A 23,384-nucleotide genomic window follows, 5' to 3' on the forward strand; every position below is an offset into this window, starting at 1 on the left:
TCAGCCGCCGGCGACGGCGGGAAGCACGGTCACCGTGTCGCCGTCGGACACCGGCGTGCCGAGGCCGCCCAGGAAACGCACGTCTTCGTCGTTCAGGTAGACGTTGACGAAGCGGCGCAGGCTGCCGTCGTCGACCAGGCGCTCCTTGATGCCGGGGTGCAGGGCCTCAAGGTTGCTGATCAGCTCTTCGAGCGTGGCGCCCTCGGCGCTGACGGCCTTGGCGCCGTCGGTGTAATTACGCAGGATGGTCGGAATGCGAACCTCGATGGCCATCGCGCTCAGTCTCCTCAGTCAGGTCGTCGTCCCATCGGCATGCAACACCGACGGCTGGATGCGGATTCCGCATCAGCGACAGTCGTAGACGACGACAGCCGGAGTGTGCGCGAACAGGAAGCTCTGCACAGGTCGGGCCATCATGGGAGAAACCTTACCTCTTCCTCGGTGACGACACCGTCGAGGATGCGGTAGGAGCGGAACTCGACGTCGTTCTCATCCCTGGTGGAGACCAGGACGTAGTGGGCGTCGGGCTCGGAGGCGTACGAGATGTCGGTGCGCGACGGGTACGCCTCGGTGGCCGTGTGGGAGTGGTAGATCACGACCGGGGTCTCGTCGCGGTCGTCGATCTCCCGCCACACCCGGAACTGCTCCATCGAGTCGAAGCGGTAGAAGGTCGGGGAACGCTCGGCGTTCTCCATCGGGATGAACCGCTCGGGCACCCCGTTCCTGCCCGCGATCACACCGCACGCCTCGTCCGGGTGGTCGGCGCGGGCATGGGCGACGATCTGGTCCACCAGTTCCTGCGGGATCGACAGCATGCCCGGAAATTACCAGAGCGCCCGGACCAGGCTGTCCTGGAGGTAGGTCAGCCAGTCGTAGGTCACGTAGGCCGGGTAGCGGGGGTCATCCTCGGACATCGTCGCGATCTGGTCGTGGATCTCCTCGGTCACCTCGAGCTTGGTGCCGAGGGTCAGGCGCAGGTCGTTGAGCGCGCGCAACCACGCCTGGGCCTGCTCGGGCGACAGCTCGAAGCGGCCCGAGCGGGCGCTCTCGTGCACGGTCTGCGCGTCGGCCCGCTTGCCGTCGCGCAGCGTGGCCTCGGTGTAGCGGCGGAACTCGGCCGACTCCTTGTCGTCCTGGTACGCCGACGGGAACAGCCTGGCCAGCACCGGATCCGACGGCGCCGCGCCGTCGCCGACGCCGATGCCGAGGGCCCGCTCCAGCGGGTCGTCGCTGGTCTGCCCGGGAGAGACGATGCCGAGCATCATGGAGGCGAGCGAGCGCAGCAGCGAGACCTCGGCCGCCTCGAAGACCGCGACGACGTTGCCGTTCCTGCCTCGCGAGAACCCCGAAGTCACCGGTGCCGCCTCACTGCTCTCGATCTGCTCATAGGACTCATAGGACTCATAGGACGTGCAGGGCTCAGCGGACCCGGACGACTTGGCCGACTTGAGCGGCTCACTTGACCGAATCCGGCTGGACCGTCGCCCACAGGCCGTAGGAGTGGAGAATCTGCACATCCCGTTCCATCTCCTCCCGCGTGCCGCTGGACACGACCGCCTTGCCCTTGTGATGCACGTCCAGCATCAGCTTCTCGGCCTTCTCCCGCGGGTAACCGAAGACCGATTGGAAGACATAGGTCACATAGGACATGAGGTTGACCGGGTCATTCCAGACGATGGTCACCCACGGCAGATCGGGCCGGACGTCCGATGACGGACGCTCGACGGCGATTGGAGCAGTGCTACCCACATCCCCGAGTCTGCCCTATCTGGGCCGTAGTCTTCGAGTCGTGAGAATGACCATGAGCACTGCGTTGCTCACAGATCACTATGAGCTGACGATGCTGCAGGCCGCCCTGCGCAGCGGCGCGGCACACCGCCGCGCGGTTTTCGAGGTGTTCGCCCGCCACCTGCCCGGCGGCCGCCGCTACGGGGTCGTCGCGGGCACCGGACGTGTCCTCGACGAGGTCGAACGCTTCCGTTTCGGTGATGAGGAACTCACTTACCTGCGCGATCACGAGGTCGTGGACGACGCGACTCTGGCGTTTCTGGCCGATTACCGGTTCTCCGGGAACATCTACGGCTACCGCGAAGGCGACCTGTACTTCCCCGCCTCCCCCATCATGGTCGTCGAGGGCACCTTCGCCGAGGCCGTGCTGCTGGAGACCATCACGCTGTCCGTGCTGAACCACGATTGCGCGATCGCCTCCGCCGCCTCCCGCATGGTGAACGCCGCCGCCAAGCGCCCGCTCATCGAGATGGGCTCCCGCCGTACGCACGAGGCCGCCGCCGTGGCCGCCGCGCGGGCCGCGTACATCGCCGGGTTCGCCTCCACCTCCAACCTGATGGCCGGCCGGCAGTACGGCGTGCCCACGGCCGGCACGGCGGCCCACGCGTTCACCCTGCTGCACGACTCGGAGCGGGCGGCGTTCGCGGCCCAGATCGCCTCGCTGGGGCCGGAGACCACGCTGCTGGTGGACACCTACGACGTGCCGGACGCCGTACGCACCGCCGTGGAGCTGGCCGGGCCGCGGCTGGGCGCGGTCCGCATCGACTCCGGCGACCTCGCGGCGGCGGCGCAGGAGGTCCGCGAGCAGCTCGACGCGCTCGGCGCGTTCGACACCCGCATCCTGGTCACCTCCGACCTCGACGAGTACGCCATCGCCGCGCTCGCCGCCGCCCCCGTGGACGGCTACGGCGTGGGCACCTCCCTGGTCACCGGCTCGGGCGTGCCGACGGCGGCCCTGGTGTACAAGCTGGTGGCGCGGGAGACGGCCACCGGCAAGCTGGAGGCCGTGGCCAAGCACTCGGTGGGCAAGCCGTCGCGCGGGGGCCGCAAGGAGGCGTACCGGATGTTCGACGAGCAAGGACGCGCCGAGACCGAGCTGATCACCACCGGCGGCCTCGTCCCCGAGGACGGCGTTCCCCTGCTGCACGAGCTGGTCCGCGGCGGGCGGGCGATCGGCCGCGAGCCCCTGACGGCCGCCCGCGACCGCCACGCCGCCGCCGTCGCCACGCTCCCCCAGGAGGCCCTCCACCTCGGACGCGGGTACGCCTCCATCCCCACCGAATTCGCCTGAACCTCCCCTGACGTATCGTGCTACCTATGGGCACCGCGTTGATCATCGTCGATGTGCAGAACGACTTCTGCGAGGGCGGCAGCCTGGCCGTGGCCGGGGGCTCCGAGGTGGCGGCGGCGATCACCCGCCACGTGAACGAGCACGGCTACGACCACGTCGTGGCCACCCGCGACTACCACGTCTCCCCGGGAGAGCACTTCTCCGGCGCCCCCGACTACGTCTCCACCTGGCCCGCCCACTGCGTCGCCGGCACGCCAGGAGCCGACTTCCACCCCTCGCTCGACGTGGCGGCGGTGGAGGAGGTCTTCAGCAAGGGCGCCTACGCGGCGGCCTACAGCGGCTTCGAGGGCGCCTCCGGCGACGGCGTCCCGCTGGGCGAGTGGCTCAACGAGCGCGGGGTGCGCGAGGTCGACGTGGTGGGCATCGCCACCGACCACTGCGTGCGCGCCACCGTGCTCGACGCGGTCGAGCACGGGCTGGCGGTGCGGGTGCTGCTCGGCCTGACGGCGGGCGTGTCCCCGACCACCACAGAGGCCGCGATGGCGCAGATGCAGCAGGCGGGCGCGATCCTGAGCGGAGCCCCCGCCGTCGGGTGAGGCCGGAGCCGACACGAAGCGTATGCGCTGTGCAACGCTGAGGTCATGTGATATCGAAGAGGGCGAACCCACTCCGAAGCCGGAGCACCACGGAGAGTGATCACTCTTCCGATCCCAGTGGGAGGTCCCCCATGTTGCCGTTCTCCCTCGGCATGGCCTGGCTCTTTCTCGCCCCGCTCTGCCTGTGGCTGCTCGTCAGGGGCAGCGGGCGGGAGCGCGCGGGCGCGGTCGTCACGTTAGCCCTGCTGGAGGCGGGCACGATCGCGATGAGCACGGTGCCGCACGCCGCCCTGCCCGCCCGTCCGGCCGCCGCGCACAGCTCGCCGGCCCCGTCGGCGCGCCGCGCGCCCAAGCCGCTGCCTGCCACCTGCGCCGAGCGGGCCCAGGTGCCCCGCGCCGCCGTCGCGGAAGGCGGCCGGCTGCTGCTGAGCTGGTCCGCCGCCCCGAACGAGTGCGACCGCGCCGTGGTCACACTGCGGGCCCGCGACCACCGGCTGCTGATCTGGCTGCGGACGATCCGGCGCACCGCCGAGCACGCGACCCGCCGGGGCGCGCGCACCCTGCCCGTCCGCGTCCGGGCGGGCACGGCCTCGATGAGGGTCCCGCTGCACGGGCACGCCCGCTACGTCCCGGCCGACGGCCGCAGCGGGCACCGCATCCCGAGCCCTGCCACGTAAGGGGTCAGGACGGCGGGGCCGTCGCCCGCAGCGCGTCGTCGAAGCTGGCGAACACCTCGAAAGCGTGCCGCAACCCGGTGATCGACAGAACCCGGGCCATCACCCCCTGCACCCCGCCGAGCAGCAGCCGCGTGCCCCTCGACTCGCAGTGCTGCATGATGTCGACGAGTTCGCTCATCCCCATCGAGTCGCAGAACGCGACCTCACCGAGATCCAGGATCAGGAACGGCTGGGAGGGCAGCTCCCAGACGCGCTGCATGTACTCCCGGAGGATCGGCAGCGCGTCTACGTCGAGCTCGCCCTCGAGCTTGATGATGATGGCGTTTCGGGAGAGGCCGGACGACACGGTGAGCGCCGAGTTTCCGGTGGCCTCAGACGACATGGGCGAAGCCCTTCTGCATATCCGAAAGACAGCCAAGAGTGGTTGTTGCCGCTTCCGTCGAGCTTCTAACAGAAGGCCACTGCTCTGTGGCCAAATGCGTAGAGTCACGCATCGTGACCACCGGCCGTGACACCCGTGCCCGCCCTCCGGACGGACCCGTCACCGCCGCTGGGTGGCCCAGCGGCGGATCATCGCGATGCGCTCCTGGATCTGCTCCGCCGTCGCCTGGGCGATCGGCGGGCCACCGCAGGCGCGGCGCAGCTCCGAGTGGATCACCCCGTGCGGCTGGCCCGTGCGATGGTTCCACGCGCCCACCAGGCCGTTGAGCTCGCGCCGCAGGTCGGCGATCTGCTCGTGCGGCGCGAGCTCCTGCTTCGGCTCGTCCGCCTGCTGCTTGCGCCGGGCCGCCTGCTGCTCGGACTGCCGCTTGCGCAGCAACTGGGCCACCTGATCGGGCTCCAGCAGGCCCGGCAGGCCGATGAAGTCCTCCTCCTCGGCCGAGCCGACCTCCGCGCCCGTGCCGAACTCGCCCCCGTCGAACAGCACCCGGTCGAAGGTGGCCGAGGTCTCCATCGTCTCGAACGGCAGCTCGTCGCCCAGGACGTCGGGGCTGTCCTGCTTGCGGTTGGCCTGCTCCAGCAGCGAGTCGTCGAGGCCGTCCTCCGGAGGCCGCTTGTTGAGCACGTGGTCGCGCTCCACCTCCATCTCGTTGGCCAGGCCCATGAGCGTGGGCACCGAGGGGAGGAAGACCGAGGCCATCTCACCGCGCTTGCGGGCACGGACGAAACGGCCCACGGCCTGGGCGAAGAAGAGCGGCGTGGAGGTGGAGGTGGCGTAGACGCCGACGCACAGGCGCGGGATGTCGACCCCCTCCGACACCATGCGCACGGCCACCAGCCAGCGGTCTTCCGACGCCGTGAACTGCTTGATCTTCTTGGACGCGCCCGGGTCGTCGGACAGCACCACCGTCGCGCCCTCGCCGGTGATGTTGCGCAGGTGGCGGGCGTAGTGGCGAGCTGTCTCGTGGTCGGTGGCGATGACCAGGCCGCCCGCGTCGGGGACGCCCCTGCGCACCTCGGTGAGCCGGCGGTCGGCGGCCTGCATGACCTGGCGGATCCAGTCGCCCTTCGGGTCGAGCGCGGCCCGCCACGCCTGGGAGAGCTGGTCCTTGGTGAGCGGGGTGCCGAGCGTGGCGGCGATCTCGTCGCCGGCGCGCGTGCGCCACTTCATCTCGCCGGAGTAGGCGAGGAAGATCACCGGCCGGACGACGCCGTCGTCGAGCGCCGGGCCGTAGCCGTAGGAGTAGTCGGCGACGCTGCGCTTGAAGCCCTCGGCGTCCTCCTCGTAGCCCACGAACGGGATCGGGTTGTCGTCGGACCTGAACGGCGTGCCGGTGAGCTGGAGGCGGCGGACGGCGGGCTCGAACGCCTCGCGCACGCCGTCGCCCCACGACTTCGCGTCGCCCGCGTGGTGGATCTCGTCGAAGATGACCAGGGTCTTGCGGTTCTCGGTGCGCGCCCGGTGCAGCGCCGGGTGCATGGCGACCTGCGCGTACGTCACCGCCACCCCGGTGTAGTCGCGCGAGGTGGCGCCCTGGCTGTTCTTGAACTCCGGGTCGATGGCGATGCCCACCCGGCCGGCCGCGTCGGCCCACTGGCGCTTGAGGTGCTCGGTGGGCGTCACGACCGTGACGGCCCTGATCACCCCGTTGGCGAGCAGCTCGCTGGCGATGCGCAGGGCGTAGGTCGTCTTGCCCGCGCCCGGCGTCGCCACGGTGAGGAAGTCACGTGGCTCGCGCCTGAAGTAGAGGTCGAACGCCTCCTGCTGCCAGGCACGCAGCTTGGGCGCGGTGCCCCACGCGGCCCGGTCGGGATAGGAAGGCGATAGGTGGGACGCGGCGAAGGTGCTCACCGCATCACCTCTGGGGTTCGTGTGCTTCGCTCTCTCACAGTGACCCAAGAGTAATCGGGCCGACCGACAAGACGTGCCGTGAGCCGAGGATTCTGGCCAAGGTCTTCCGCACGTGCTATGTGGCTTATCGGAGGCTCGTCATGACCGCGTCGAGCGCCTGCCTGCGGGCGTTCTCCTCGGGTTGCAGCAGCCCGACCAGCAGCACGGGACGCGTGTCGCGGGTGACCAGTGTCACCCGGAGGAAGGCCGGGCGGTTGACCACGTCCTGGTACTCGGCGCGCAGCGCGCGGGTGTGGCCGTCGGGGAGCCGACGGTCCTCGACGACCGTCACGCGGTCGCCCTTAAGCAGCAGCCTGGAGTACAGCTCCGCCGCCTGCGCCGTGGCCTTCTTGGCGTCCTTCACCGAGCCCTGCGCCGGTCTGGCCATCACGAGGGCCCCGCGCCCGTCGCGGACGACCGAGGTGAAACCCGTGACGGGCGGCAGCACGCCGGCGCTCCACCCCTGCGGCAGCGTCGCCGTCACTCCCGCCAGCGCGTCGCTGAGCCGTCCCGTGGCCGCCGGCGGGGCGGTGAGCCGGGGGGCGAGCAGCGCCGTCGTGGCCACCAGCGCCGTTCCGGCCGCCAGCGCCGCCAGGACGATCACCGTGCGCCGTCCCGGCCGTCTGCCTCCGGCCTGCTGCGCCTCGCGCGCTCCCGGGGCCGCCGGTGAGCCCTGCAGGCGGGCGGAGGGCGGCAGCGCGTCGTCCCAGTCGTCCTGGTCGTCCGGCTCCCGTTCCCGTCGCGGCGGCACGGAGTCGCGGGGGACGGTCCTGCGGATCTGGGGGTTCCACTCCGGCTCCCCGATCTGCTCGCCGTCAGAAGGGCCCAGGTCCAGCGGGTGCGCCCGGCGTCCCCGGCCGGGGTCCCGGCGAGGCGGGGCCATGTCCGCGTACGGCCGCCCGCGGCGGCCCCACGCGGGCGGAGGTCCGGGGACCGGCTCCGGAGCGGTGGAGCGTTCCTCCACGGGGTCGGCGAGATCCCCGGGCTCCGCGTCCTCGGGAGGAGTACGGCGATGCCTGGGCCGCCCCGGCTCGGGGGGCCAGACACGGTGATCATCCACCATGACACCTCCTTGCCCGCTGTCCTATCACTCCTCGCCACAGGGATCAGGAGAACCGTGATCGCTGTGACAGGAGGGACGGAATTTCAGTGGACGCGGCCGGCGAGGAAGGTCGCGGCCAGCGAGATGGCCGCCATGAGGACCGAGATGACCAGGAACCCGGTGGCGATCTGCGCGGAGGCGTGCCCGATCACGTTCACCAGCGCGCCGCCGATCCCGATCGACAGCGCCGAGCCGAGTTGGTCGGTGACCGAGAGCGCGGCCGAGTTCGCGCCCTGCTCGTTCAGCGGCGACTGCTTCATGGCCGTGATGCTGATGGTGGTCATGCCGAACCCCATCCCGAAGCCCGCCACGATCCACGCGGGCACGGAGATCCATCCGCTCACCCCCGGCAGGACCGACAGCAGGCAGAGCAGGATCGCGACGGTGACGCAGCCCGCGCCGAACCGGATCCGCCGGTGCGCCTCGCCCGCCTTCCTGCTCTGCAGGAACGAGCCCACGGACCAGCCCAGCGCCCCCGTCGTCAGCGCGATGCCCGCCGACCTGGCGTCGAAGGACTTCACGTGCTGCAGGGCCAGCGGGATGAAGGAGTTCACCCCGAAGAAGGCGGCCGAGTACAGCCCGCGCATCACCACGGTCGTGGGCAACCCGCGCCGCAGGCGCAGCGCGCCCGGCGGCAGCAGCCGGTACAGGCCGTAGCCCAGCAGGGCCAGGCCCGCCGCCGTCCCCACGCCCGCCCATCCGGCGTGGACGTGCAGCCGGTCGACCGCGTACAGCAGCAGCCCCGCGCCGGCGGCCGTGGCGGTGGCGGCCAGCGTCATCGCGTTCGGCCTGGATCTCGGGCCGGTGCCGGGACCGCTCCCGGTCGCGGAGCTCAGCCGCAGCGCCGGCACGAGCATCAGCAGCGCGGGCACGACCAGCGGCACGATGCCGTAGAAGACGTACCGCCAGCCCCACTGCTCGCCGACGAACCCGGCCACCGACGGCCCCACCATGGCGGGCACCACCCAGGCGGCCGAGACGGCGGCGAACGCCTTGGGCCGCACCTCCACGGCGTACACGCGGGCGATCATCACGTACAGGGCCACGATCGCGGCGCCGCCGCCCAGCCCCTGCACGGCGCGGGCCACGAGGAACATCCCCGACGAGCCGGCCGATCCGGCCAGCGCCATGCCGAGCGCGAACAGCACCACGCCGGCCAGGAACGGCACCGGGTAGCCGCGCCGGTCCGACCAGAGCCCGGCCACCACGTTCATGAACAGGCTGGCGATGAGGAAGGCGGAGAAGCTCAGCCCGTACAGGCCGAGGGCGTCGAGCTCCTCGGCGATGGCGGGCATGACGACGCCGACCGACATGCCTTCGAAGGCGATGAGCGTGACCACCAGCAGGATGCCTAAGGTGGCGGCTCGGTACTCCGGGCTCAGGATCCCCGGAGGTTTGTGGGGAGCGTCAAGCGTCTTTGCTGCTGTCACCTACATATCGTAGATGGGCAGGGAATATAAGACAGCGGGAGTCTCGCGGTAGGCGGCCCACATCTCGTGCATGCGCGTCGCCTGGCCCGGCGTGAACTCCCACATGCACCGGTCGTGGGCGTAGTCCATGTAGTTGTGCATGGGGTCCTTGCCCGCGTGCGCGACGCAGGTGTCCTTGTCCTGCGGGCACGCCTCGGTCGGCTTGGCCTCGCGCGGGGTGTCGTCGATCCCGTCGCCGGGCTCCTCGCAGCCGTTCTCGAACGTGTGGAACAGGCCGAGCCAGTGACCGATCTCGTGCACGCCCGTGAAGCCCTTGTTGTAGTCGCTCATCGCGCCGCCGGGCAGGGTGCGCCAGTCGATCACCACGCCGTCGAGGGCGGGCGCGCCCGCGTACCAGTAGGGGTAGCTGGCGAAGCCGAGCATGAGCTCGCTGAGCTGGGCGATGTAGAGGTTGAGCGTGCCGGCCCCGCCCTCGTGCAGCGCGCTCTTCATGGCCTTCTCGTGGCCGATGGGGTCGGTGAACCAGGCGGCGTGCTCCTTGACCGAGATGCGGTCGAGGCGGAAGCGCACGCCGGTGTCCACGCCGCCGAACCCGCCCGCGTAGGCGGCGTTGAGCGTGTCGATCTGCGCCTGGACGGCCTGGTCGCTCACCTGGCGGACGGCGCCCCGGGAGATGAGGTGGACGCGCGTGGGCACGATGATCTGGCTGGGCGGCGTGACTCCGGCCAGCCGCTCGCGCAACTCGGCCATCACCTTGGCCACGTCTTCCGGCCGGGGCGAGCGCGGCCGGCGCGGTACGGGACCGTGCCAGTGCTCGGACACGACGGGCCCACTGCCCCGCGTCCGCGCGGCCGACCCGTGCGTCTCGAACGCGCGCGCCTCCGTCCGCGCCGCGGACGCGCGCATCCCAGGCGTGTACCCGGCCGACCCGTGCACCCCAGCCCCGTGCATCCCAGGCCCATGCAGCCCAGGCCCATGCATCCCAGGCGCGTGCGCCGCCGTCAGCGCCATCGGCGGGTGCGCCAGGGGCGCGGCCTCGGGGGCGCAGCCGGTCGCCGCCGCCGAGGCGGGGCGAGGCGGGAACGGCGGGATGACGCCGGCCGCGAGCAGGCATGCCAACGAGACGGCGGTCGCGCGCCGGGCGGCCATGCGATCTCCCCACTGCGGTGCGGTCTGGTCTGGCTACAGACCGTAACGCTCCACAGCGGGATTACCGCTCAGCAACACTCACTGCTTGTCGTCACCCTCGCCGCCACCGGGAGGCAGGCCCTCGTAGATCTCCTTGCACTCCGGGCAGACCGGGTACTTCTTGGGGTCGCGGCTGGGCACCCAGATTTTGCCGCAGAGGGCGCGGATGGGCGTGCCGGTCACCATGCTCTCGGTGATCTTGTGCTTGTCCGCGTAGTGGGCGAACCGCTCGTGATCGCCGTCGCCGTGCGACGTCCGCGGAGTGGTCTCCTGCTCTGGGAGGATCTTCGTGCTCACCCCACCGAGTTTATGCCCGCCCGTGACCGCCTCCCCCAACAACGCCGCCCCAACAACACGGCACGGCCCCCGCCCTGAGGGGGCGGAGGCCGTACGGAGGGGGAACGTGCTCAGCCCATGTGCACCGGAGCGCCCTCGGTCTTCCTGCCCGACTTGACGAACAGCGACAGCGCCGCCGTCAGCACCGCGACACAGGTGCTCACGATGAAGGCGAGGTGCATGCCGTCCATGAACGACAGGTGCACGGCGCTGCCGATCTGCTCCGGCAGCCCGGGGGGCGCCACACCGAAGGCGGCACCCTTCTCCAGCGCCGCCAGGTTCTCCGGCGGGATCGCCGCGGCGGCCGGGCCGAGGTGGCCGGGCAGCGTACGGGAGATCTCACCCGCCATCACGGCGCCCAGGATCGCGGTGCCGAGCGCGCCGCCGACCTGCATGGCCGACTGCTGCAGGCCGCCCGCGACCCCGCTCAGCTCGACCGGCGCGTTGCCCACGATGATCTCCGTGGCGCCCACGAAGACCGGCGAGAGGCCGAAGGCCAGCAGCACGAACGGGATGCCGCTCTCGATGAACGAGGCGTCGATCCCGAGCCGCGACATGAGGAACATCGCCAGCGCGGTGATCAACAGGCCGGTCGCCATGGTGAGCTTCGGCCCGAACCGGCCGAGCGCCATGCCCGCCAGCGGCGAGGCGACGATCATGCCCGCGCTCATCGGCAACATGCGCAGACCGGCCTCCAGCGGCGACAGCCCGTGCACGCCCTGGAAGAAGAAGCCCAGGAAGAACATCGCGCCGAACATCGCGAACGCCACCATCATCATCAGGAAGGTGCCGATGGAGATGGACCGGTTGGCGAACAGCGACAGCGGCACCAGCGGCTGCCTGGCCCTGCTCTGCCAGAACACGAACAGGGCGAGGAGCACCACGAACGCGATGACGAAGTTGCGCGTCGTGGCGGAGCCCCAGCCCCACTCGGGGGCCTTGATGATCGTCCAGACGAGCGAGAACATCGCGCCGGACAGCAGCACCACGCCGAGCCAGTCGATGCGGGCCAGCGTCCGCGAGCGGTTCTCCTTGATCAGCAGCGCGCCCATGACCAGCGCGATGACGCCGACGGGCGCGTTGATGAAGAAGACCGACTCCCAGTTCACCTTGTCGACCAGCACGCCGCCCACGATCGGGCCGGCGGCGCTGGACAGGCCGATGATCGCGCCCCAGGCCCCCATCGCCTGGTTCAGCTTCTCACCGGGGAACGCGCCGCGCAGCAGCGCCAGCGCGGCGGGCTGCAACAGCGCGCCGAACAAGCCCTGCAGCACGCGCAGGCCGATCAGCGTGCCGATCGGCGTGATGCCGGGAATGAGGTCGGCGAGCTGGGCGCTGAAGCCGATGCCCACAGAAGAGACCGCGAAGCCCGCCACACCGATGAGAAACACCCGCTTGTGCCCGAACAGGTCGCCGAGCTTGCCCGCGGTGATCAGGAAGACCGCGAGCGCGAGCAGGTAACCGCTGGTCACCCACTGCAGGTCTGACAAAGTGGCCCGCAGGTCCATCTGGATGACCGGGTTGGCGATGCCGACGACCGTGCCGTCGAGCATCACCATGATCACACCCAGGCTCACCGCGAGCAGTACAAGCCACGGGTTGCCCCCCGTCCCCGGCTTGGCAGGGCCAGACGAGGACGGCGCGTGGACCGTCTTCGTATCAGCCATGAGTCCCCCTTTAGTCCACATTCACCCCAGACAGGGGCATAGGTCACGTAAGCCTCCGGCAATCTACTGTCAGTCCATGACTTATGACAAACGACTTTTATTCGTCTGCTCATGACTTATGGCACACTGTGTCACAAAGGTTTCGAGGGAGTGACCACAGTGGGTCTTCGGGAACGCAAGAAGGAGAAGACGCGCCTGGCGATCTTCGACGCGGCGCTCGACCTGTTCCTCGAACAAGGATACGAGTCGACCACCGTCGAGCAGATAGCGGGGGCGGTCGAGATCTCCCCCCGCACCTTCTTCCGGTACTTCACCGGCAAGGACCATCTGGTGCTGCTCTTCCACGACCAGGCCGAGGAGCTCATGCTGGAGGTCCTGGCGGGCCTGCCACCGGACGAGCCGCCGTTCGCCTGTCTCATGCGGGCCCTGCGCGCCGTCCTCGCCGACGTCCGGGCGGCGGCCCCCGAGCACGCCGACCGGTTCATGAAGCTACGGCGGCTGCTCGACGAGCATCCGCGCCTGTTCGGCCAGTCGGTGGCCAGGGGCGCCGAGACCGAGCGGCACCTGGCCGAGGCGATCGCCGCACGCCGGGGCGTGGACCCCGACCGGGACCAGCTCACGCACCTGATCGTGGGGTTCGCGATGTCCACCATGCGGGTCGGGTTCGAGTGCTCGCGCCAGGACGGCACGATGGAAGAGGTCCAGGAGCGGATGGCGGAGAGCATCGCGCTGGCCGAGCGCTCGCTCCGGCCGGGCTGGGACCTGTAGCGGGGGCGTCAGTTCAGCGTCGGGTCGTCGGGGCAGGTGGCCACGAAGGCCAGCTCCCCGCGCTGGCGGCGGAGCACCCGCCGCCACAGTGAGGCCGGGTCGGCGTGGAAGGTGTCGCCCACCTCGGAGTCGACCACGTACCAGGCGCCTTCGGCGATCTCGCTCTCGAGCTGGCCCGACGTCCACCCGGCGTAGCCCGCGAAGATGCGCATCTGCGCGATCTCCCCTTGCAGGATCTCGGGCGGCGCGTCGAGGTCGACCGTGCCCAGCCGGGCCACGGCGTCGGTGCCCGCGTGCAGCCGGCGCCACCCCAGGGGCTCCTCACCGCTCGGCACCGCGGCCAGCGCCAGCGCGCTGTCGGTCTGTACGGGGCCGCCCTCGAACAACACCGAGGGGCCGGTCACGAGGGGATCCCACACCGGCAGCACCTGCGTCACGGAGATGTCGCTGGGCCTGTTGAGCACGACGCCCAGCGTGCCGCCGTCGTGGTCGTGTTCCAGGATCAGCACGACGCTACGCCGGAAGTTGGGGTCGTCGAGGAGTGGCGTCGCCACCAGCAACCCGCCGACGTAGATCGCTTCCGCCATACCTCCATCATGAAGTACCTGCGGGGGTGCGCGCTCCCCCAGTGCGCCGATGTTACTTTTCGTGCCCGCTTGGGAACTTTACGTAGCGTAGATCACTTCTGGGAGAGCACATGCGCACCGGTATCCGCCTCATTCTGGCCGCCCTGCCGCTGGGCGCCGTCGCGCTGCTGCCCTCCGCCGCCGACGCCCGTCCGATGGACTGGCCGTGGCCCCGGCACGACGCCGGCGACCCGTTCACGATGACCGTGGAGGACGTGGGGTGCCGCTCCGGCCGGGTGGCCGTCCGGCTGCACAACCAGACCCGGCAGCTCGCCCGCTTCGACCTGAAGTCCGACGGCGACAGCGTGGCGAGCGGCTCGATTCCGGCCCGCAAGACCATCGTCCGGCAGGTCGCGGTGGGCAAGGGCAGCCGGGCCGAGATCGAGGCGTACTCGGTCACGGACCGCGACCCGGAGACGCTGATCGACTCCAGTCATGTCAGGAACGACTGCCCCTGGGGGCACCACCGCGGCCACCTGCCCTTCACGGGCCCGCCCACCGACCTGATGGGCAAGCTGGCCACGGCGGGCGGGCTCGTGGTGATGGGCGGGATCCTGTGGTGGTACGGCTCGATCTGGCCGCGCTCATCCATGTGACCCCGGGCCACGCCCCGCCCGTCCACCTGGGCCCGACCCGCGCACCGGCTCAGCCGCGCGACCCCGGCACCCGCAACACGCCGGCTCAGCCGCTCGACCACGGCACGTCGGCTCAGCCGTGCGGCCCCGGCACCACGAACGCGCCGGCCCTTGCGGCGGCCAGGGTGCGGGCCACGGACCGTTCGGCGTCCACCCGCGTCACCGGCTCCCTCGTGACCACCAGCCGGTAGTAGAGCGGCGCCGAGACCGCCCTGATCACCTCGCCGCCGTCGGTGCCCGCGGGCAGTTCGCCCCGCCGTACGGCCAGGTCCACGGCCTTGGCCCACTCCTCGATGCGCCGCGCGAAGAAGGAGCGCAGCGCCTCGGCCGCCTGGTCGTCGCAGGTGGCGGCGGCGATCACCGCCTGGAGCGTGGCCCCCAGTCGTCCGTCCGCGAGCGCGTCGAGCACGGACAGCGCGTTGGCGAGCAGGTCACTTTCGACGCTCCCCGTGTCGGCGTGGTCGGAGGACTGGTTGGCCAGCTCGTTCATGAGGTCGGCCACCAGGCCGGGGGTGCTCCCCCAGCGCCGGTAGACGGTGGTCTTGCCGACGCCCGCCCTGGCCGCGACCTGGTCCATGGTCAGGCCGTGGAAGCCGCGCTCGACCAGTTCGTCCTGGGCGGCCTCCAGGACGGCCGCGCGCACCCGCGCTGTGCGACCGCCGGGTCGCACGGTTCCCGCCGAGCGGGAAGGTTGGTCCATCGAGGCTCCTTCTCGTCAAAGACCGCGCACCCATTCTATCGAAACGCTTTTCCCGTTTAGGGCAGTGTTCGGCATTGCCGAACTGCGCTAGGGTTCCCGTTGTGGGAGAGACGATTCAATCGGTGGAACGCGCCGCCGCGATCCTACGGCTGCTCGCCTCCGGCCCCCGCCAGCTCGGAGTGGCCGAACTGGCCAGGGCGATGGGCCTGCCGAAGGGCACGCTGCACGGCATCCTGCGCACCCTGGTGCACGTGGGCTTCGTCGAGCAGGACGCCGCCACCGGCAAGTACCGCCTCGGCGCCACGCTGCTCCATCTGGGCAGCAGCTACCTCGACGTCAACGAGTTGCGCACCCGCTCCATCAACTGGGCGGACGCACTGGCCGGCCGCAGCAGGGAGAGCGCCTGGATCGGCACCCTGCACGAGGGGCACGTCCTGGTGATCCACCACGTGTTCCGGCCCGACGACAGCATGCAGACGCTGCAGGTGGGCACGTACCTGCCGACGCACGCCAGCGCGCTGGGCAAGGTGCTGCTGGCGCACGACCCGTACGGTGAGGGCGCCGGGCCGCTGGAGCCCCTCACCAAGCGCACGATCACCGACCCGGCGGCGCTGGAGAGAGAGCTCGACCAGGTCAGCGCACGCGGCTGGGCGGCCGAGATGGAGGAGCTGACCGAGGGCGAGGTGGCCATCGCGGCCCCCATCAAGGATTCGCGTGGCCTCGCGGTGGGCGCCATCGGCATCCGGGGCGCCGTCGAGCGGCTCGCGCCCGAGGGAAACCTGAACATGGAGTTCGTCTCCTACGTACGCGACGCCGCCCGCGCCATCACCCGTGACCTCGCCAGATGACACTTGAACAGCCTCCACCGACCACATACGATTCGTTCGGCATTGTCGAACTATGAGCCTTGCGAGGAACCCCAGTGCCTGACCCGCGCTACGTCGCAGCCATCGATCAGGGCACCACGTCCAGCCGGTGCATCGTGTTCGACCAGGCCGGCAACATCATCTCCGTCGCCCAGCGCGAGCACCGCCAGATCTTCCCCAAGCCGGGCTGGGTCGAGCACGACGCCGACGAGATCTGGCAGTCCGTCCAGACCGTGCTGGCCGAGGCCGTGACCGGGGCGGGCATCGACGACGGCCAGATCGCCGCCCTGGGCATCACCAACCAGCGCGAGACCACCGTCCTGTGGGAGCGCGCCACCGGCCGTCCCGTCTGCCCGGCGATCGTCTGGCAGGACACCCGCACCGACGCGCTCACGCGCACACTGGCCGAGCACGAGAGCCTGTTCAAGGAGAAGGCCGGCCTGCCGCTGGCCACCTACTTCTCCGGACCCAAGATCCGCTGGCTGCTCGACGAGCACGGGCTGCGCGAGCGGGCCGAGCGCGGCGAGGTGCTGTTCGGCACCATGGACAGTTGGCTGCTGTGGAACCTCACCGGCCGGCACCTCACCGACGTGACCAACGCCAGCCGCACGATGCTGATGAACATCCACACCCTCGCCTGGGACGACGAACTGCTCGCCGCGATGGACGTGCCGCGCGCGATGCTGCCGGAGATCCGCCCGTCCGCCGAGGTCTACGGCCACACCTCCGCCGGCGTCCCGGTGGCCTCGGCGCTCGGCGACCAGCAGGCGGCGCTGTTCGGCCAGACCTGCTTCGCGCCCGGCGAGACCAAGAGCACCTACGGCTCCGGCAGCTTCCTGCTGATGAACACCGGCCAGCAGCCGGTCGTCTCCAAGCACGGCCTGCTGACCACCGTCGGCTACCAGATCGGCGACGGCCCCGCCACGTACGCGCTGGAGGGCGCGATCGCGGTCACCGGCTCCCTGGTGCAGTGGCTGCGCGACAACCTGGGCCTGATCTCCAGCGCGGCCGAGATCGAGACGCTGGCCAAGACGGTGGACGACAACGGCGGCTGCTACTTCGTCCCGGCCTTCTCCGGCCTGTTCGCGCCGCACTGGCGATCAGACGCGCGCGGCGTGATCGCGGGCCTGACCGGGTTCGTGAACAAGGGCCACATCGCGCGGGCCGTGCTGGAGGCCACGGCGTGGCAGACCCGCGAGGTCGTGGACGCCATGAACGCCGACTCCGGGCTCAACCTGACCACGCTGCGGGCCGACGGCGGCATGACCGCCGACAACCTGCTCATGCAGACGCTCGCCGACGTGCTGGCCGTGCCGGTCATCCGGCCGATGGTGGCCGAGACCACCGCGCTCGGCGCCGCGTACGCCGCCGGCCTGGCCACCGGCTACTGGCCCGACCTCGACAGCCTGCGCGTCAACTGGCACAAGGCCGCCGAGTGGCGGCCCGCGATCGACGAGTCCGTACGCGAGCGCGAATACCGCAACTGGAAGAAGGCCGTGGCCCGCACCCTGGGCTGGGTCGAGCAGGAGGGATGACGGCGATGACGACCGCTACCGGCACCGACCGGGCCCAGGCCCGGCAGGATCTGTCCACCACCACCTACGACCTGCTCGTGATCGGCGGCGGCATCCTCGGCACGTCGGTGACCTGGATGGCCGCGCAGGCGGGTCTGCGGGTGGCGATGGTCGACGCCGGCGACTTCGCCGGGGCCACCTCCAGCGCCTCCTCCAAGCTCGTCCACGGCGGCCTGCGCTACCTGCAGACCGGCAACGTCAAGCTGGTGGCCGAGAACCACCGCGAGCGCCGCGCCCTGGCCGCCGACATCGCGCCGCACCTGGTCAAGCCGCTGACGTTCCTGGTGCCGATCTACAAGGGCGGGCCGCACGGGGCCGCCAAGCTGGGCGCGGGCGTCTTCCTGTACTCCGCGCTGTCGGTGTTCGGCGACGGCATGGGCAAGGTGATCACGCCGCACCAGGCGCTGGCCAAGGTGCCCGCGCTGCGTACCGAGGGCCTGCGGGCCGCGGCCGTCTACGGCGACCACCAGATGAACGACAGCCGCGTCGCGGTCATGACCGTACGGGCTGCCGTGGACGCGGGCGCGACCGTGCTCAACCACGCCGAGGTGATCGGGCTGCGCCGGACGTCCGGCACCGTCACCGGCGCCGAGTTGCGCGACCGTCTCGACGGCACGGAGTTCGGCGTGAACGCCCGTCTCGTGCTGAACGCCACCGGCCCGTGGGTGGACCACCTGCGGCGCATGGAGGACCCCGAGGCCGCCCCCAGCATCCGGCTGTCCAAGGGCGCCCACCTGGTGCTGCGCCGGCACGAGCCGTGGAAGGCCGCGCTGACCACGCCCATCGACAAGTACCGGGTGTCGTTCGCCATCCCGTGGGAGGACCACCTGCTGCTGGGCACCACGGACGAGGCGTACGAGGGCGATCCCGGCGCGGTGCGCCCCACCGAGGCCGACATCGCGCAGATCCTCGACGAGGCCGGGCACTCCGTGCGCGACGGCCAGCTCAGGCGCGAGGACATCACCTACGCCTTCGCCGGCCTGCGCGTGCTGCCCGGCGGCCCCGGCCAGGTGACGGCGGCCAAGCGGGAGACGGTGCTGACCAGGGGCACCGGCGGCATGTTGTCGGTGGCCGGCGGCAAGTGGACGACCTACCGGCACATCGGCAAGTACGTGCTCGACATCCTGGCCCACCTGCCGGGGCGGCCCCTGGGCGACGACCTGGCCGACATCCTGCCCGCCGTGCCGCTGCCCGGCCTGGCCAGCCCCGACGCCGTGGCCCTGCGGCTGTGGACCGACCGCGACCCGGGCACCCGCATGGACCCGCTGGTGGCCCGCCACCTGGCCACGCACTACGGGTCGATCGCGTTCGAGCTGGCCCGGCTCATCAGGGATGATCCCGCGCTCGGCGAGCGCATCCACCCGGGCGGGCCGGACATCTGGGCCCAGGCCGTCTACGCCCGCGACCACGAGTGGGCGGCCACGGTGGACGACGTCGTACGCCGCCGCACCACGCTCACCGTACGCGGCCTCGACACCGAGGAGATCCGCACCAGGATCGCGACGCTGCTCGGTACCGCCTGAGTTTGCCCCCGGGAGGTGGCCCGGCCCCCGATGTGGGCAGGGGGTGGGCATGCCTACTCCCATGAACGAAGCCCTGCTCAGGCACTTCAAGGACCTGCGCGACGGCGGCCACGGCCACGCCGTCGCGCGGGAGGACAAAGAACGGGTGTTCGCCAGGGCCGTCGAACTGCTCGACCCCGTGGCGCGCCAAGCCCTCGAGGAGGCCAACGCCGACCTGCTGCTCGGCACCGGCGAGGTGGTGGCCAGCGGGGTCACCCGCTCGCGCGAGGGCGGGCTGAACGCGATGTGGTCGCTGACCTGGCAGGAGCAGCGCGACTGCGGGGAGCAGCCGATCGCGGTGGTCGCCCACTTCGGCTGCGACTTCCACCATCCGCACCTGCGCGGCAACACGGTCGGCGACTGGCCGCTGAACGTCTTCGACGAGGCGGACGCCGCCGGACAGCTCGACACGCTCCGCGTGATCGCGGCCGGCGACGCGCACAACCTGGTCTTCCAGGAGAGCTACCACCTGATGCCCGCGATCACCCGGACGGCGCACGAGACGACGTGGTGACCGGCCCGCTCAGGCCTCGGTGAAGCCCCTGGCGCGCCCGCCCGCGGAGTCGCGGACCGCCGCGGCGACCGCCCCGGCCACGTCGGGGTGGAAGACGCTCGGGACGATGTAGTTGGGGCCCAGCTCCTCCGGCGTGACGACGGCGGCCAGCGCGCCCGCGGCGGCCAGCAGCATCTCCTGCGTCACCCCGTTGGCCTGCGCGTCCAGCAGCCCCCTGAAGACGCCGGGGAAGGCCAGCACGTTGTTGATCTGGTTGGGGTAGTCGGAGCGCCCGGTCGCCACCACGGCCGCGTGCTCGCGGGCGTCGTCGGGCGAGACCTCGGGCTCCGGGTTGGCCAGTGCGAACACCACCGCGTCCTTGGCCATCGTGGCGATGTCGTCGCCGGTCAGGATGCCCGGCGCGGACACCCCCACGAAGACGTCGGCGTCCTTGACGGCCCCGCGCAGGTCGCCGGAGTAGCCCTCGGCGTTGGTGTGGTCGGCGATCCAGCGCAGCGACTCGTCGAGGTCGTCGCGGCCCTTGTGCACGGCGCCGAGGTAGTCGCAGACGACGACGTTGCGCGCGCCGGCCGCCAGCAGCAGCCGCAGCACGGCGTTGCCCGCCGCCCCCGCGCCGGCCATGGTGATCTTGACGGACTCGATGTTCTTGTCGACGACCCGCAGCGCGTTGGTGAGCGCGGCCAGCACGCAGATCGCGGTGCCGTGCTGGTCGTCGTGGAAGACCGGGATGTCGAGCAGCTCGCGCAGCCGGCGCTCCACCTCGAAGCAGCGCGGCGCGCCGATGTCCTCCAGGTTGATCCCGCCGAACCCGGGCGCGATCACCTGCACGGTGCGGACGATCTCGTCGACGTCCTGGGTGTCGAGGCAGATCGGCCAGGCGTCGATGCCCGCGAAGCGCTTGAACAGCGCCGCCTTGCCCTCCATGACCGGCAGCGCCGCCTCGGGACCGATGTTGCCCAGCCCCAGCACGGCCGAGCCGTCGGTGACCACGGCCACGGTGTTGCGCTTGATGGTCAGGCGCCGCGCGTCCTCCTTGTTGCGGGCGATCGCCATCGACACGCGCGCCACGCCCGGCGTGTACGCCATGGACAGCTCGTCGCGGTTGCGCAGCGGCACCTTGGACTTCATCTCGATCTTGCCGCCGAGATGCATGAGGAACGTGCGGTCGGACACCTTGTGGATGACGACGCCCTCGACGGCCTCGAGCTGGTCGACGATGGCCTGGGCGTGGTCGGTGTCCCTGGCGGCGCAGGTGACGTCGATGCGGAGCTTCTCGTGCCCCGCGTTGGTGACGTCGAGGGCGGTCACGACGCCCCCGGCCGACTCTACGGCGTGGGTGAGCTGGCTGACGGCCTTGCCGCCGGCGGGCACCTCGAGCCGCACGGTGATGGAGTACGACACACTCGGGACGGTCGCCACGTCAATCGCTCCTTTGGGACTGACCAAGAATGCATCCATGTTAGGGGCAGTTGACTGTGGGCTGACTCGACGGCGGGTCAATACAGCGCCTCGGCGGCCATGACGATCAGCTCCGCGCACGTCGCCACCGGGATTCTGGTGCTGTCGAGGACCAGTTGGTAGAGCCGCGGATCGGCCGGATCGACCCGGTAGAAATGGCGCACGTAGGCGCTTCTGGCGCGGTCGTTCTCGTCGATGATCCGGGCCGCCTCACGCTCGCTGACCTGGTTGAACGCGGCCGCCTGGCGGATCCGGCGCTGGATCGGGGCGTCGAGCCGGACGTGCAGCGCGCCGGGGTGCTCGGCCAGCACCACCGCCCCGGCCCGGCCCAGGAACACGCCCCCCTGGTTCGTGGCCATTTGTTGGAGCGTGCGCTCTGTGCGGCGGACGAACTCCTCGGGCGCGAGCGGCATCGCGCCCGGCACGTACATGTCCACCCCGCCGAAGGTGACCGTCGGCAGCCGCACGGCCCCGGCGAACAACCGGCCCAGGCCGTGCTCGGCGCGGTCGTCGTGGGCCAGCGCCTCCTCCAGCGAGCAGCCCAGTTCCTCGGCCACGGCGCTGGGAATGGCCCGATCGACGAAGGGCACGCCGAGCCGCTCGGCCACGGCCGGACCGATCCGGTTGCCGGCCGTGCCGTATGTCGCCGATATCGTGACGACCCGCATATTTCCAGGTTAGAACAGTGCGCTGGCCAACGCCCTACGCGCTTTCGCCAAAGATGGGTCTTCGGCGGGCAACGCCTCGAACAGGCCGAGCAGGTGCCGCCTGGCCTTGTCGCGGTCGTCGCCCGAGGTGCGCTTGATCACGGCGATGACCCGCGCGAACGCCTCGTCGACCGAGCCGTTCAGCATCTCCAGGTCGGCGGCGAGGAGCTGCGCGTCGATGTCGGCCGGGTCCTGGGCGCGGCGCTGCACGTCGGCGGGGTCGACCTCGGAGGTGCGCTTGAGCAGGTTGACGCCCGCGAGCGCCATCTTGGCGTCCTCGTCGCCCGGCACGCGGGCCAGCAACCGCTGGTAGGACTCGATCGCCGCGTCGAAGTCACCCCGGTCGATGGCCTGCTCGGCGGCCACCATGTCGGGGTCGGCCGGCGGCCCCACGGGCTCCTCCTGCGGCTCGCCGCCTTCCTGATCCGGCGGCCGGGCCGCGGGGTTGGCCTGGTAGAACTGCTCGACCGCGGCCATCAGCTCGTCGAGCCAGCGGCGCACCTCCTGCTCGGGCAGCACCTGCTGGAAGCCGGTGACGGCCTGCCCCTGGAAGATCGCCAGCACGGTCGGGACGGCCTGCACGCGCAGCGCCTGGGCGATCTGCGGGCTGGCATCGACGTTGACCTTCGCCAGCACGGCCTTGCCGCCGAGGTCGCCGACCACCTTCTCCAGCACCGGACTGAGCTGGGAGCTGCCCGGCGCCCTGGGTGACCAGAGGTCGAGAACCACGGGCACGGTCATGGACCGGTCGATGACATCGGTCGTGAACGTCTCTTCGGTCACATCGACGATCGAGGCGGACGAGGCCGCCTGGGGACCTGCCGCCTCCCGCCGGGCCTGCGACTCCAGAGCCTGCTTGCGCGCGCCCAGATCGACCGCTCCGTAGAGGGACCCGGGCCTAGAGAAGTCCGCCATGCCCTTCATCTTGCCGTATCGCGGAGACCGGGAAGTCACCCGCGGCCACCCTGAGCGTGCGCAACTGGCCGAACATGCGGTGGAGTTCGTCCTCGGCGTACATCGTCAGGCCGAACTCGGCCTCCATCAGATCGGCGGTGGCCCGCCGGACGACGTCGCGGCCCGCGTCGGTGATCTCGGCCAGCACGCCGCGGCCGTCGCGCGGGTTGGGCCGGCGGCGGACGAACCCGGACTTCTCCAGCCTGTCCACCGTGTTCGTGACGCTCGTGGGGTGAACCATGAGGCGCTCCCCGATCCTGGACAGCGGCAGCGCCCCGGTCTTGCTGAAGGTCAACAGGACGAGTCCTTCGTACCTCGCGAAGGTCAAGTCGTATGGCTTCAGGAGCGAGTCAAGTTGCGACAGCAGGATCTGATGGGCTCTCATGATCGAGGTAACGGCCGCCATGGCGGCGGAGGGCCCGAAATGCGCGCGCCAGCTCTCCGCGGCGCGGTCGATCGGGTCGAACGGCAGGTTGAGCGGCTTCGGGTGCGACACAGCGATACGGTAGCGCGCCGCTCGTCCACATTCGTCTGGGTGCTCCGTACGACAGGCTTCTTCGCTTGACCAAGAATCCGGACATCAATCATCACGCTCAGTTATGGTTCTCCTACA

The 23,384-nt window shown here is 70.8% G+C and carries 26 protein-coding genes; 9 read left to right on the forward strand and 17 right to left on the reverse strand.

Annotated elements, in window-relative coordinates; genetic code table 11:
* The 4 genes from FAF44_RS01920 to clpS form a co-directional block, all read right to left on the reverse strand.
* Positions 1-273 carry a MoaD/ThiS family protein gene (locus FAF44_RS01920; RefSeq protein ID WP_237101211.1) on the reverse strand — a complete coding sequence of 91 codons (273 nt, stop codon included), beginning with the start codon at positions 271-273 and terminating at the stop codon, positions 1-3.
* A 140-nt stretch (positions 274-413) separates the two neighbouring features.
* On the reverse strand, positions 414-815 hold the full coding sequence (locus FAF44_RS01925; RefSeq protein WP_237101212.1) for a Mov34/MPN/PAD-1 family protein: 402 nt from the start codon (positions 813-815) through the stop codon (positions 414-416).
* Between the two features lie 9 nt (positions 816-824).
* Positions 825-1,355 carry a DUF2017 domain-containing protein gene (locus tag FAF44_RS01930; protein ID WP_237101213.1) on the reverse strand — a complete coding sequence of 177 codons (531 nt, stop codon included), beginning with the start codon at positions 1,353-1,355 and terminating at the stop codon, positions 825-827.
* 100 nt (positions 1,356-1,455) lie between these two features.
* Positions 1,456-1,749, reverse strand: coding sequence for an ATP-dependent Clp protease adapter ClpS (gene clpS, locus FAF44_RS01935; protein WP_237101214.1), 294 nt, complete (start codon positions 1,747-1,749; stop codon positions 1,456-1,458).
* Positions 1,750-1,795: 46 nt separating this feature from the next.
* On the opposite strand from clpS, the gene FAF44_RS01940 reads away from it, so the two are divergent.
* The 3 genes from FAF44_RS01940 to FAF44_RS01950 all read left to right on the forward strand — a co-directional run bounded on the left by FAF44_RS01940 (position 1,796) and on the right by FAF44_RS01950 (position 4,352).
* Positions 1,796-3,079: a nicotinate phosphoribosyltransferase gene (locus FAF44_RS01940; protein WP_237101215.1), complete on the forward strand. Its 1,284-nt coding sequence runs from the start codon at positions 1,796-1,798 to the stop codon at positions 3,077-3,079.
* A gap of 26 nt (positions 3,080-3,105) precedes the next feature.
* A complete protein-coding gene (locus FAF44_RS01945) occupies positions 3,106-3,675 on the forward strand; it encodes a nicotinamidase (protein ID WP_237101216.1) in 570 nt (189 codons plus the stop codon).
* A 131-nt stretch (positions 3,676-3,806) separates the two neighbouring features.
* Positions 3,807-4,352 carry a hypothetical protein gene (locus FAF44_RS01950; protein WP_237101217.1) on the forward strand — a complete coding sequence of 182 codons (546 nt, stop codon included), beginning with the start codon at positions 3,807-3,809 and terminating at the stop codon, positions 4,350-4,352.
* Between the two features lie 4 nt (positions 4,353-4,356).
* Here FAF44_RS01950 and FAF44_RS01955 read toward each other — a convergent pair whose 3' ends face one another.
* The 7 genes from FAF44_RS01955 to FAF44_RS01985 all read right to left on the reverse strand — a co-directional run bounded on the left by FAF44_RS01955 (position 4,357) and on the right by FAF44_RS01985 (position 12,317).
* Entirely contained in the window at positions 4,357-4,734 is a 378-nt protein-coding gene (locus FAF44_RS01955; RefSeq protein ID WP_237101218.1) for an STAS domain-containing protein, read from the reverse strand.
* Between the two features lie 159 nt (positions 4,735-4,893).
* Complete coding sequence (locus FAF44_RS01960; protein WP_237101219.1) at positions 4,894-6,645, reverse strand: DEAD/DEAH box helicase; 1,752 nt, start codon at positions 6,643-6,645, stop codon at positions 4,894-4,896.
* A gap of 124 nt (positions 6,646-6,769) precedes the next feature.
* Entirely contained in the window at positions 6,770-7,747 is a 978-nt protein-coding gene (locus FAF44_RS01965) for a hypothetical protein (protein ID WP_237101220.1), read from the reverse strand.
* 83 nt (positions 7,748-7,830) lie between these two features.
* A complete protein-coding gene (locus FAF44_RS01970; RefSeq protein WP_237101221.1) occupies positions 7,831-9,216 on the reverse strand; it encodes an MFS transporter in 1,386 nt (461 codons plus the stop codon).
* On the reverse strand, positions 9,217-10,122 hold the full coding sequence (locus FAF44_RS01975) for a zinc metalloprotease (RefSeq protein ID WP_237101222.1): 906 nt from the start codon (positions 10,120-10,122) through the stop codon (positions 9,217-9,219).
* Between the two features lie 321 nt (positions 10,123-10,443).
* Positions 10,444-10,701, reverse strand: coding sequence for a DUF3039 domain-containing protein (locus FAF44_RS01980; protein ID WP_237101223.1), 258 nt, complete (start codon positions 10,699-10,701; stop codon positions 10,444-10,446).
* A 110-nt stretch (positions 10,702-10,811) separates the two neighbouring features.
* Positions 10,812-12,317, reverse strand: a complete 1,506-nt coding sequence (locus FAF44_RS01985; RefSeq protein ID WP_237101224.1) for an MFS transporter — start codon at positions 12,315-12,317, stop codon at positions 10,812-10,814.
* A gap of 249 nt (positions 12,318-12,566) precedes the next feature.
* On the opposite strand from FAF44_RS01985, the gene FAF44_RS01990 reads away from it, so the two are divergent.
* Complete coding sequence (locus FAF44_RS01990; protein ID WP_237101225.1) at positions 12,567-13,175, forward strand: TetR family transcriptional regulator; 609 nt, start codon at positions 12,567-12,569, stop codon at positions 13,173-13,175.
* Positions 13,176-13,183: 8 nt separating this feature from the next.
* Here FAF44_RS01990 and FAF44_RS01995 read toward each other — a convergent pair whose 3' ends face one another.
* Positions 13,184-13,762 carry a YqgE/AlgH family protein gene (locus FAF44_RS01995; RefSeq protein WP_043616202.1) on the reverse strand — a complete coding sequence of 193 codons (579 nt, stop codon included), beginning with the start codon at positions 13,760-13,762 and terminating at the stop codon, positions 13,184-13,186.
* Between the two features lie 110 nt (positions 13,763-13,872).
* On the opposite strand from FAF44_RS01995, the gene FAF44_RS02000 reads away from it, so the two are divergent.
* Positions 13,873-14,397 carry a hypothetical protein gene (locus tag FAF44_RS02000; RefSeq protein WP_237101226.1) on the forward strand — a complete coding sequence of 175 codons (525 nt, stop codon included), beginning with the start codon at positions 13,873-13,875 and terminating at the stop codon, positions 14,395-14,397.
* Positions 14,398-14,509: 112 nt separating this feature from the next.
* Here the strand turns inward: FAF44_RS02000 and FAF44_RS02005 are convergent, their stop codons facing one another.
* Positions 14,510-15,136, reverse strand: a complete 627-nt coding sequence (locus FAF44_RS02005; protein ID WP_237101227.1) for a TetR/AcrR family transcriptional regulator — start codon at positions 15,134-15,136, stop codon at positions 14,510-14,512.
* A gap of 101 nt (positions 15,137-15,237) precedes the next feature.
* Between FAF44_RS02005 and FAF44_RS02010 the strand changes: the two genes are divergently transcribed.
* From FAF44_RS02010 to FAF44_RS02025, 4 genes are all read left to right on the forward strand, one after another.
* Positions 15,238-15,984, forward strand: a complete 747-nt coding sequence (locus tag FAF44_RS02010) for an IclR family transcriptional regulator (RefSeq protein WP_237101228.1) — start codon at positions 15,238-15,240, stop codon at positions 15,982-15,984.
* A gap of 74 nt (positions 15,985-16,058) precedes the next feature.
* Complete coding sequence (gene glpK, locus FAF44_RS02015; protein ID WP_237101229.1) at positions 16,059-17,537, forward strand: glycerol kinase GlpK; 1,479 nt, start codon at positions 16,059-16,061, stop codon at positions 17,535-17,537.
* Between the two features lie 5 nt (positions 17,538-17,542).
* Positions 17,543-19,099, forward strand: a complete 1,557-nt coding sequence (locus tag FAF44_RS02020; RefSeq protein WP_237101230.1) for a glycerol-3-phosphate dehydrogenase/oxidase — start codon at positions 17,543-17,545, stop codon at positions 19,097-19,099.
* Between the two features lie 49 nt (positions 19,100-19,148).
* Positions 19,149-19,652, forward strand: a complete 504-nt coding sequence (locus FAF44_RS02025; protein WP_237101231.1) for a hypothetical protein — start codon at positions 19,149-19,151, stop codon at positions 19,650-19,652.
* A gap of 9 nt (positions 19,653-19,661) precedes the next feature.
* On the opposite strand, the gene FAF44_RS02030 is transcribed toward FAF44_RS02025, so the two are convergent.
* From FAF44_RS02030 to FAF44_RS02045, 4 genes are all read right to left on the reverse strand, one after another.
* Positions 19,662-21,071, reverse strand: a complete 1,410-nt coding sequence (locus FAF44_RS02030; RefSeq protein ID WP_237101232.1) for an NAD-dependent malic enzyme — start codon at positions 21,069-21,071, stop codon at positions 19,662-19,664.
* A 77-nt stretch (positions 21,072-21,148) separates the two neighbouring features.
* Complete coding sequence (locus tag FAF44_RS02035) at positions 21,149-21,778, reverse strand: AAA family ATPase (RefSeq protein ID WP_237101233.1); 630 nt, start codon at positions 21,776-21,778, stop codon at positions 21,149-21,151.
* A gap of 9 nt (positions 21,779-21,787) precedes the next feature.
* Positions 21,788-22,732 carry a tetratricopeptide repeat protein gene (locus tag FAF44_RS02040; RefSeq protein WP_237101234.1) on the reverse strand — a complete coding sequence of 315 codons (945 nt, stop codon included), beginning with the start codon at positions 22,730-22,732 and terminating at the stop codon, positions 21,788-21,790.
* Positions 22,716-23,267, reverse strand: a complete 552-nt coding sequence (locus FAF44_RS02045) for a MarR family winged helix-turn-helix transcriptional regulator (protein WP_237101235.1) — start codon at positions 23,265-23,267, stop codon at positions 22,716-22,718. The genes FAF44_RS02040 and FAF44_RS02045 overlap by 17 nt, the downstream gene beginning before the upstream one ends.
* Positions 23,268-23,384 lie beyond the last annotated feature (117 nt).

Origin of the sequence: Nonomuraea sp. MG754425 (assembly GCF_021699195.1) — a bacterium.
GTDB lineage: Bacteria > Actinomycetota > Actinomycetes > Streptosporangiales > Streptosporangiaceae > Nonomuraea.

What these genes read in the sequence shown, in the direction of transcription:
- FAF44_RS01920 (WP_237101211.1), bottom strand. Translation starts at nt 273, where the DNA reads ATGGCCATCGAGGTTCGCATTCCGACCATCCTGCGTAATTACACCGAC.
- FAF44_RS01925 (WP_237101212.1), bottom strand. Translation starts at nt 815, where the DNA reads ATGCTGTCGATCCCGCAGGAACTGGTGGACCAGATCGTCGCCCATGCC.
- FAF44_RS01940 (WP_237101215.1), top strand. Translation starts at nt 1,796, where the DNA reads ATGACCATGAGCACTGCGTTGCTCACAGATCACTATGAGCTGACGATG.
- FAF44_RS01945 (WP_237101216.1), top strand. Translation starts at nt 3,106, where the DNA reads ATGGGCACCGCGTTGATCATCGTCGATGTGCAGAACGACTTCTGCGAG.
- FAF44_RS01950 (WP_237101217.1), top strand. Translation starts at nt 3,807, where the DNA reads ATGTTGCCGTTCTCCCTCGGCATGGCCTGGCTCTTTCTCGCCCCGCTC.
- FAF44_RS01955 (WP_237101218.1), bottom strand. Translation starts at nt 4,734, where the DNA reads ATGTCGTCTGAGGCCACCGGAAACTCGGCGCTCACCGTGTCGTCCGGC.
- FAF44_RS01965 (WP_237101220.1), bottom strand. Translation starts at nt 7,747, where the DNA reads ATGGTGGATGATCACCGTGTCTGGCCCCCCGAGCCGGGGCGGCCCAGG.
- FAF44_RS01975 (WP_237101222.1), bottom strand. Translation starts at nt 10,122, where the DNA reads ATGCGCGCGTCCGCGGCGCGGACGGAGGCGCGCGCGTTCGAGACGCAC.
- FAF44_RS01995 (WP_043616202.1), bottom strand. Translation starts at nt 13,762, where the DNA reads ATGGCGGAAGCGATCTACGTCGGCGGGTTGCTGGTGGCGACGCCACTC.
- FAF44_RS02000 (WP_237101226.1), top strand. Translation starts at nt 13,873, where the DNA reads ATGCGCACCGGTATCCGCCTCATTCTGGCCGCCCTGCCGCTGGGCGCC.
- FAF44_RS02005 (WP_237101227.1), bottom strand. Translation starts at nt 15,136, where the DNA reads ATGGACCAACCTTCCCGCTCGGCGGGAACCGTGCGACCCGGCGGTCGC.
- FAF44_RS02020 (WP_237101230.1), top strand. Translation starts at nt 17,543, where the DNA reads ATGACGACCGCTACCGGCACCGACCGGGCCCAGGCCCGGCAGGATCTG.
- FAF44_RS02025 (WP_237101231.1), top strand. Translation starts at nt 19,149, where the DNA reads ATGCCTACTCCCATGAACGAAGCCCTGCTCAGGCACTTCAAGGACCTG.
- FAF44_RS02035 (WP_237101233.1), bottom strand. Translation starts at nt 21,778, where the DNA reads ATGCGGGTCGTCACGATATCGGCGACATACGGCACGGCCGGCAACCGG.
- FAF44_RS02040 (WP_237101234.1), bottom strand. Translation starts at nt 22,732, where the DNA reads ATGGCGGACTTCTCTAGGCCCGGGTCCCTCTACGGAGCGGTCGATCTG.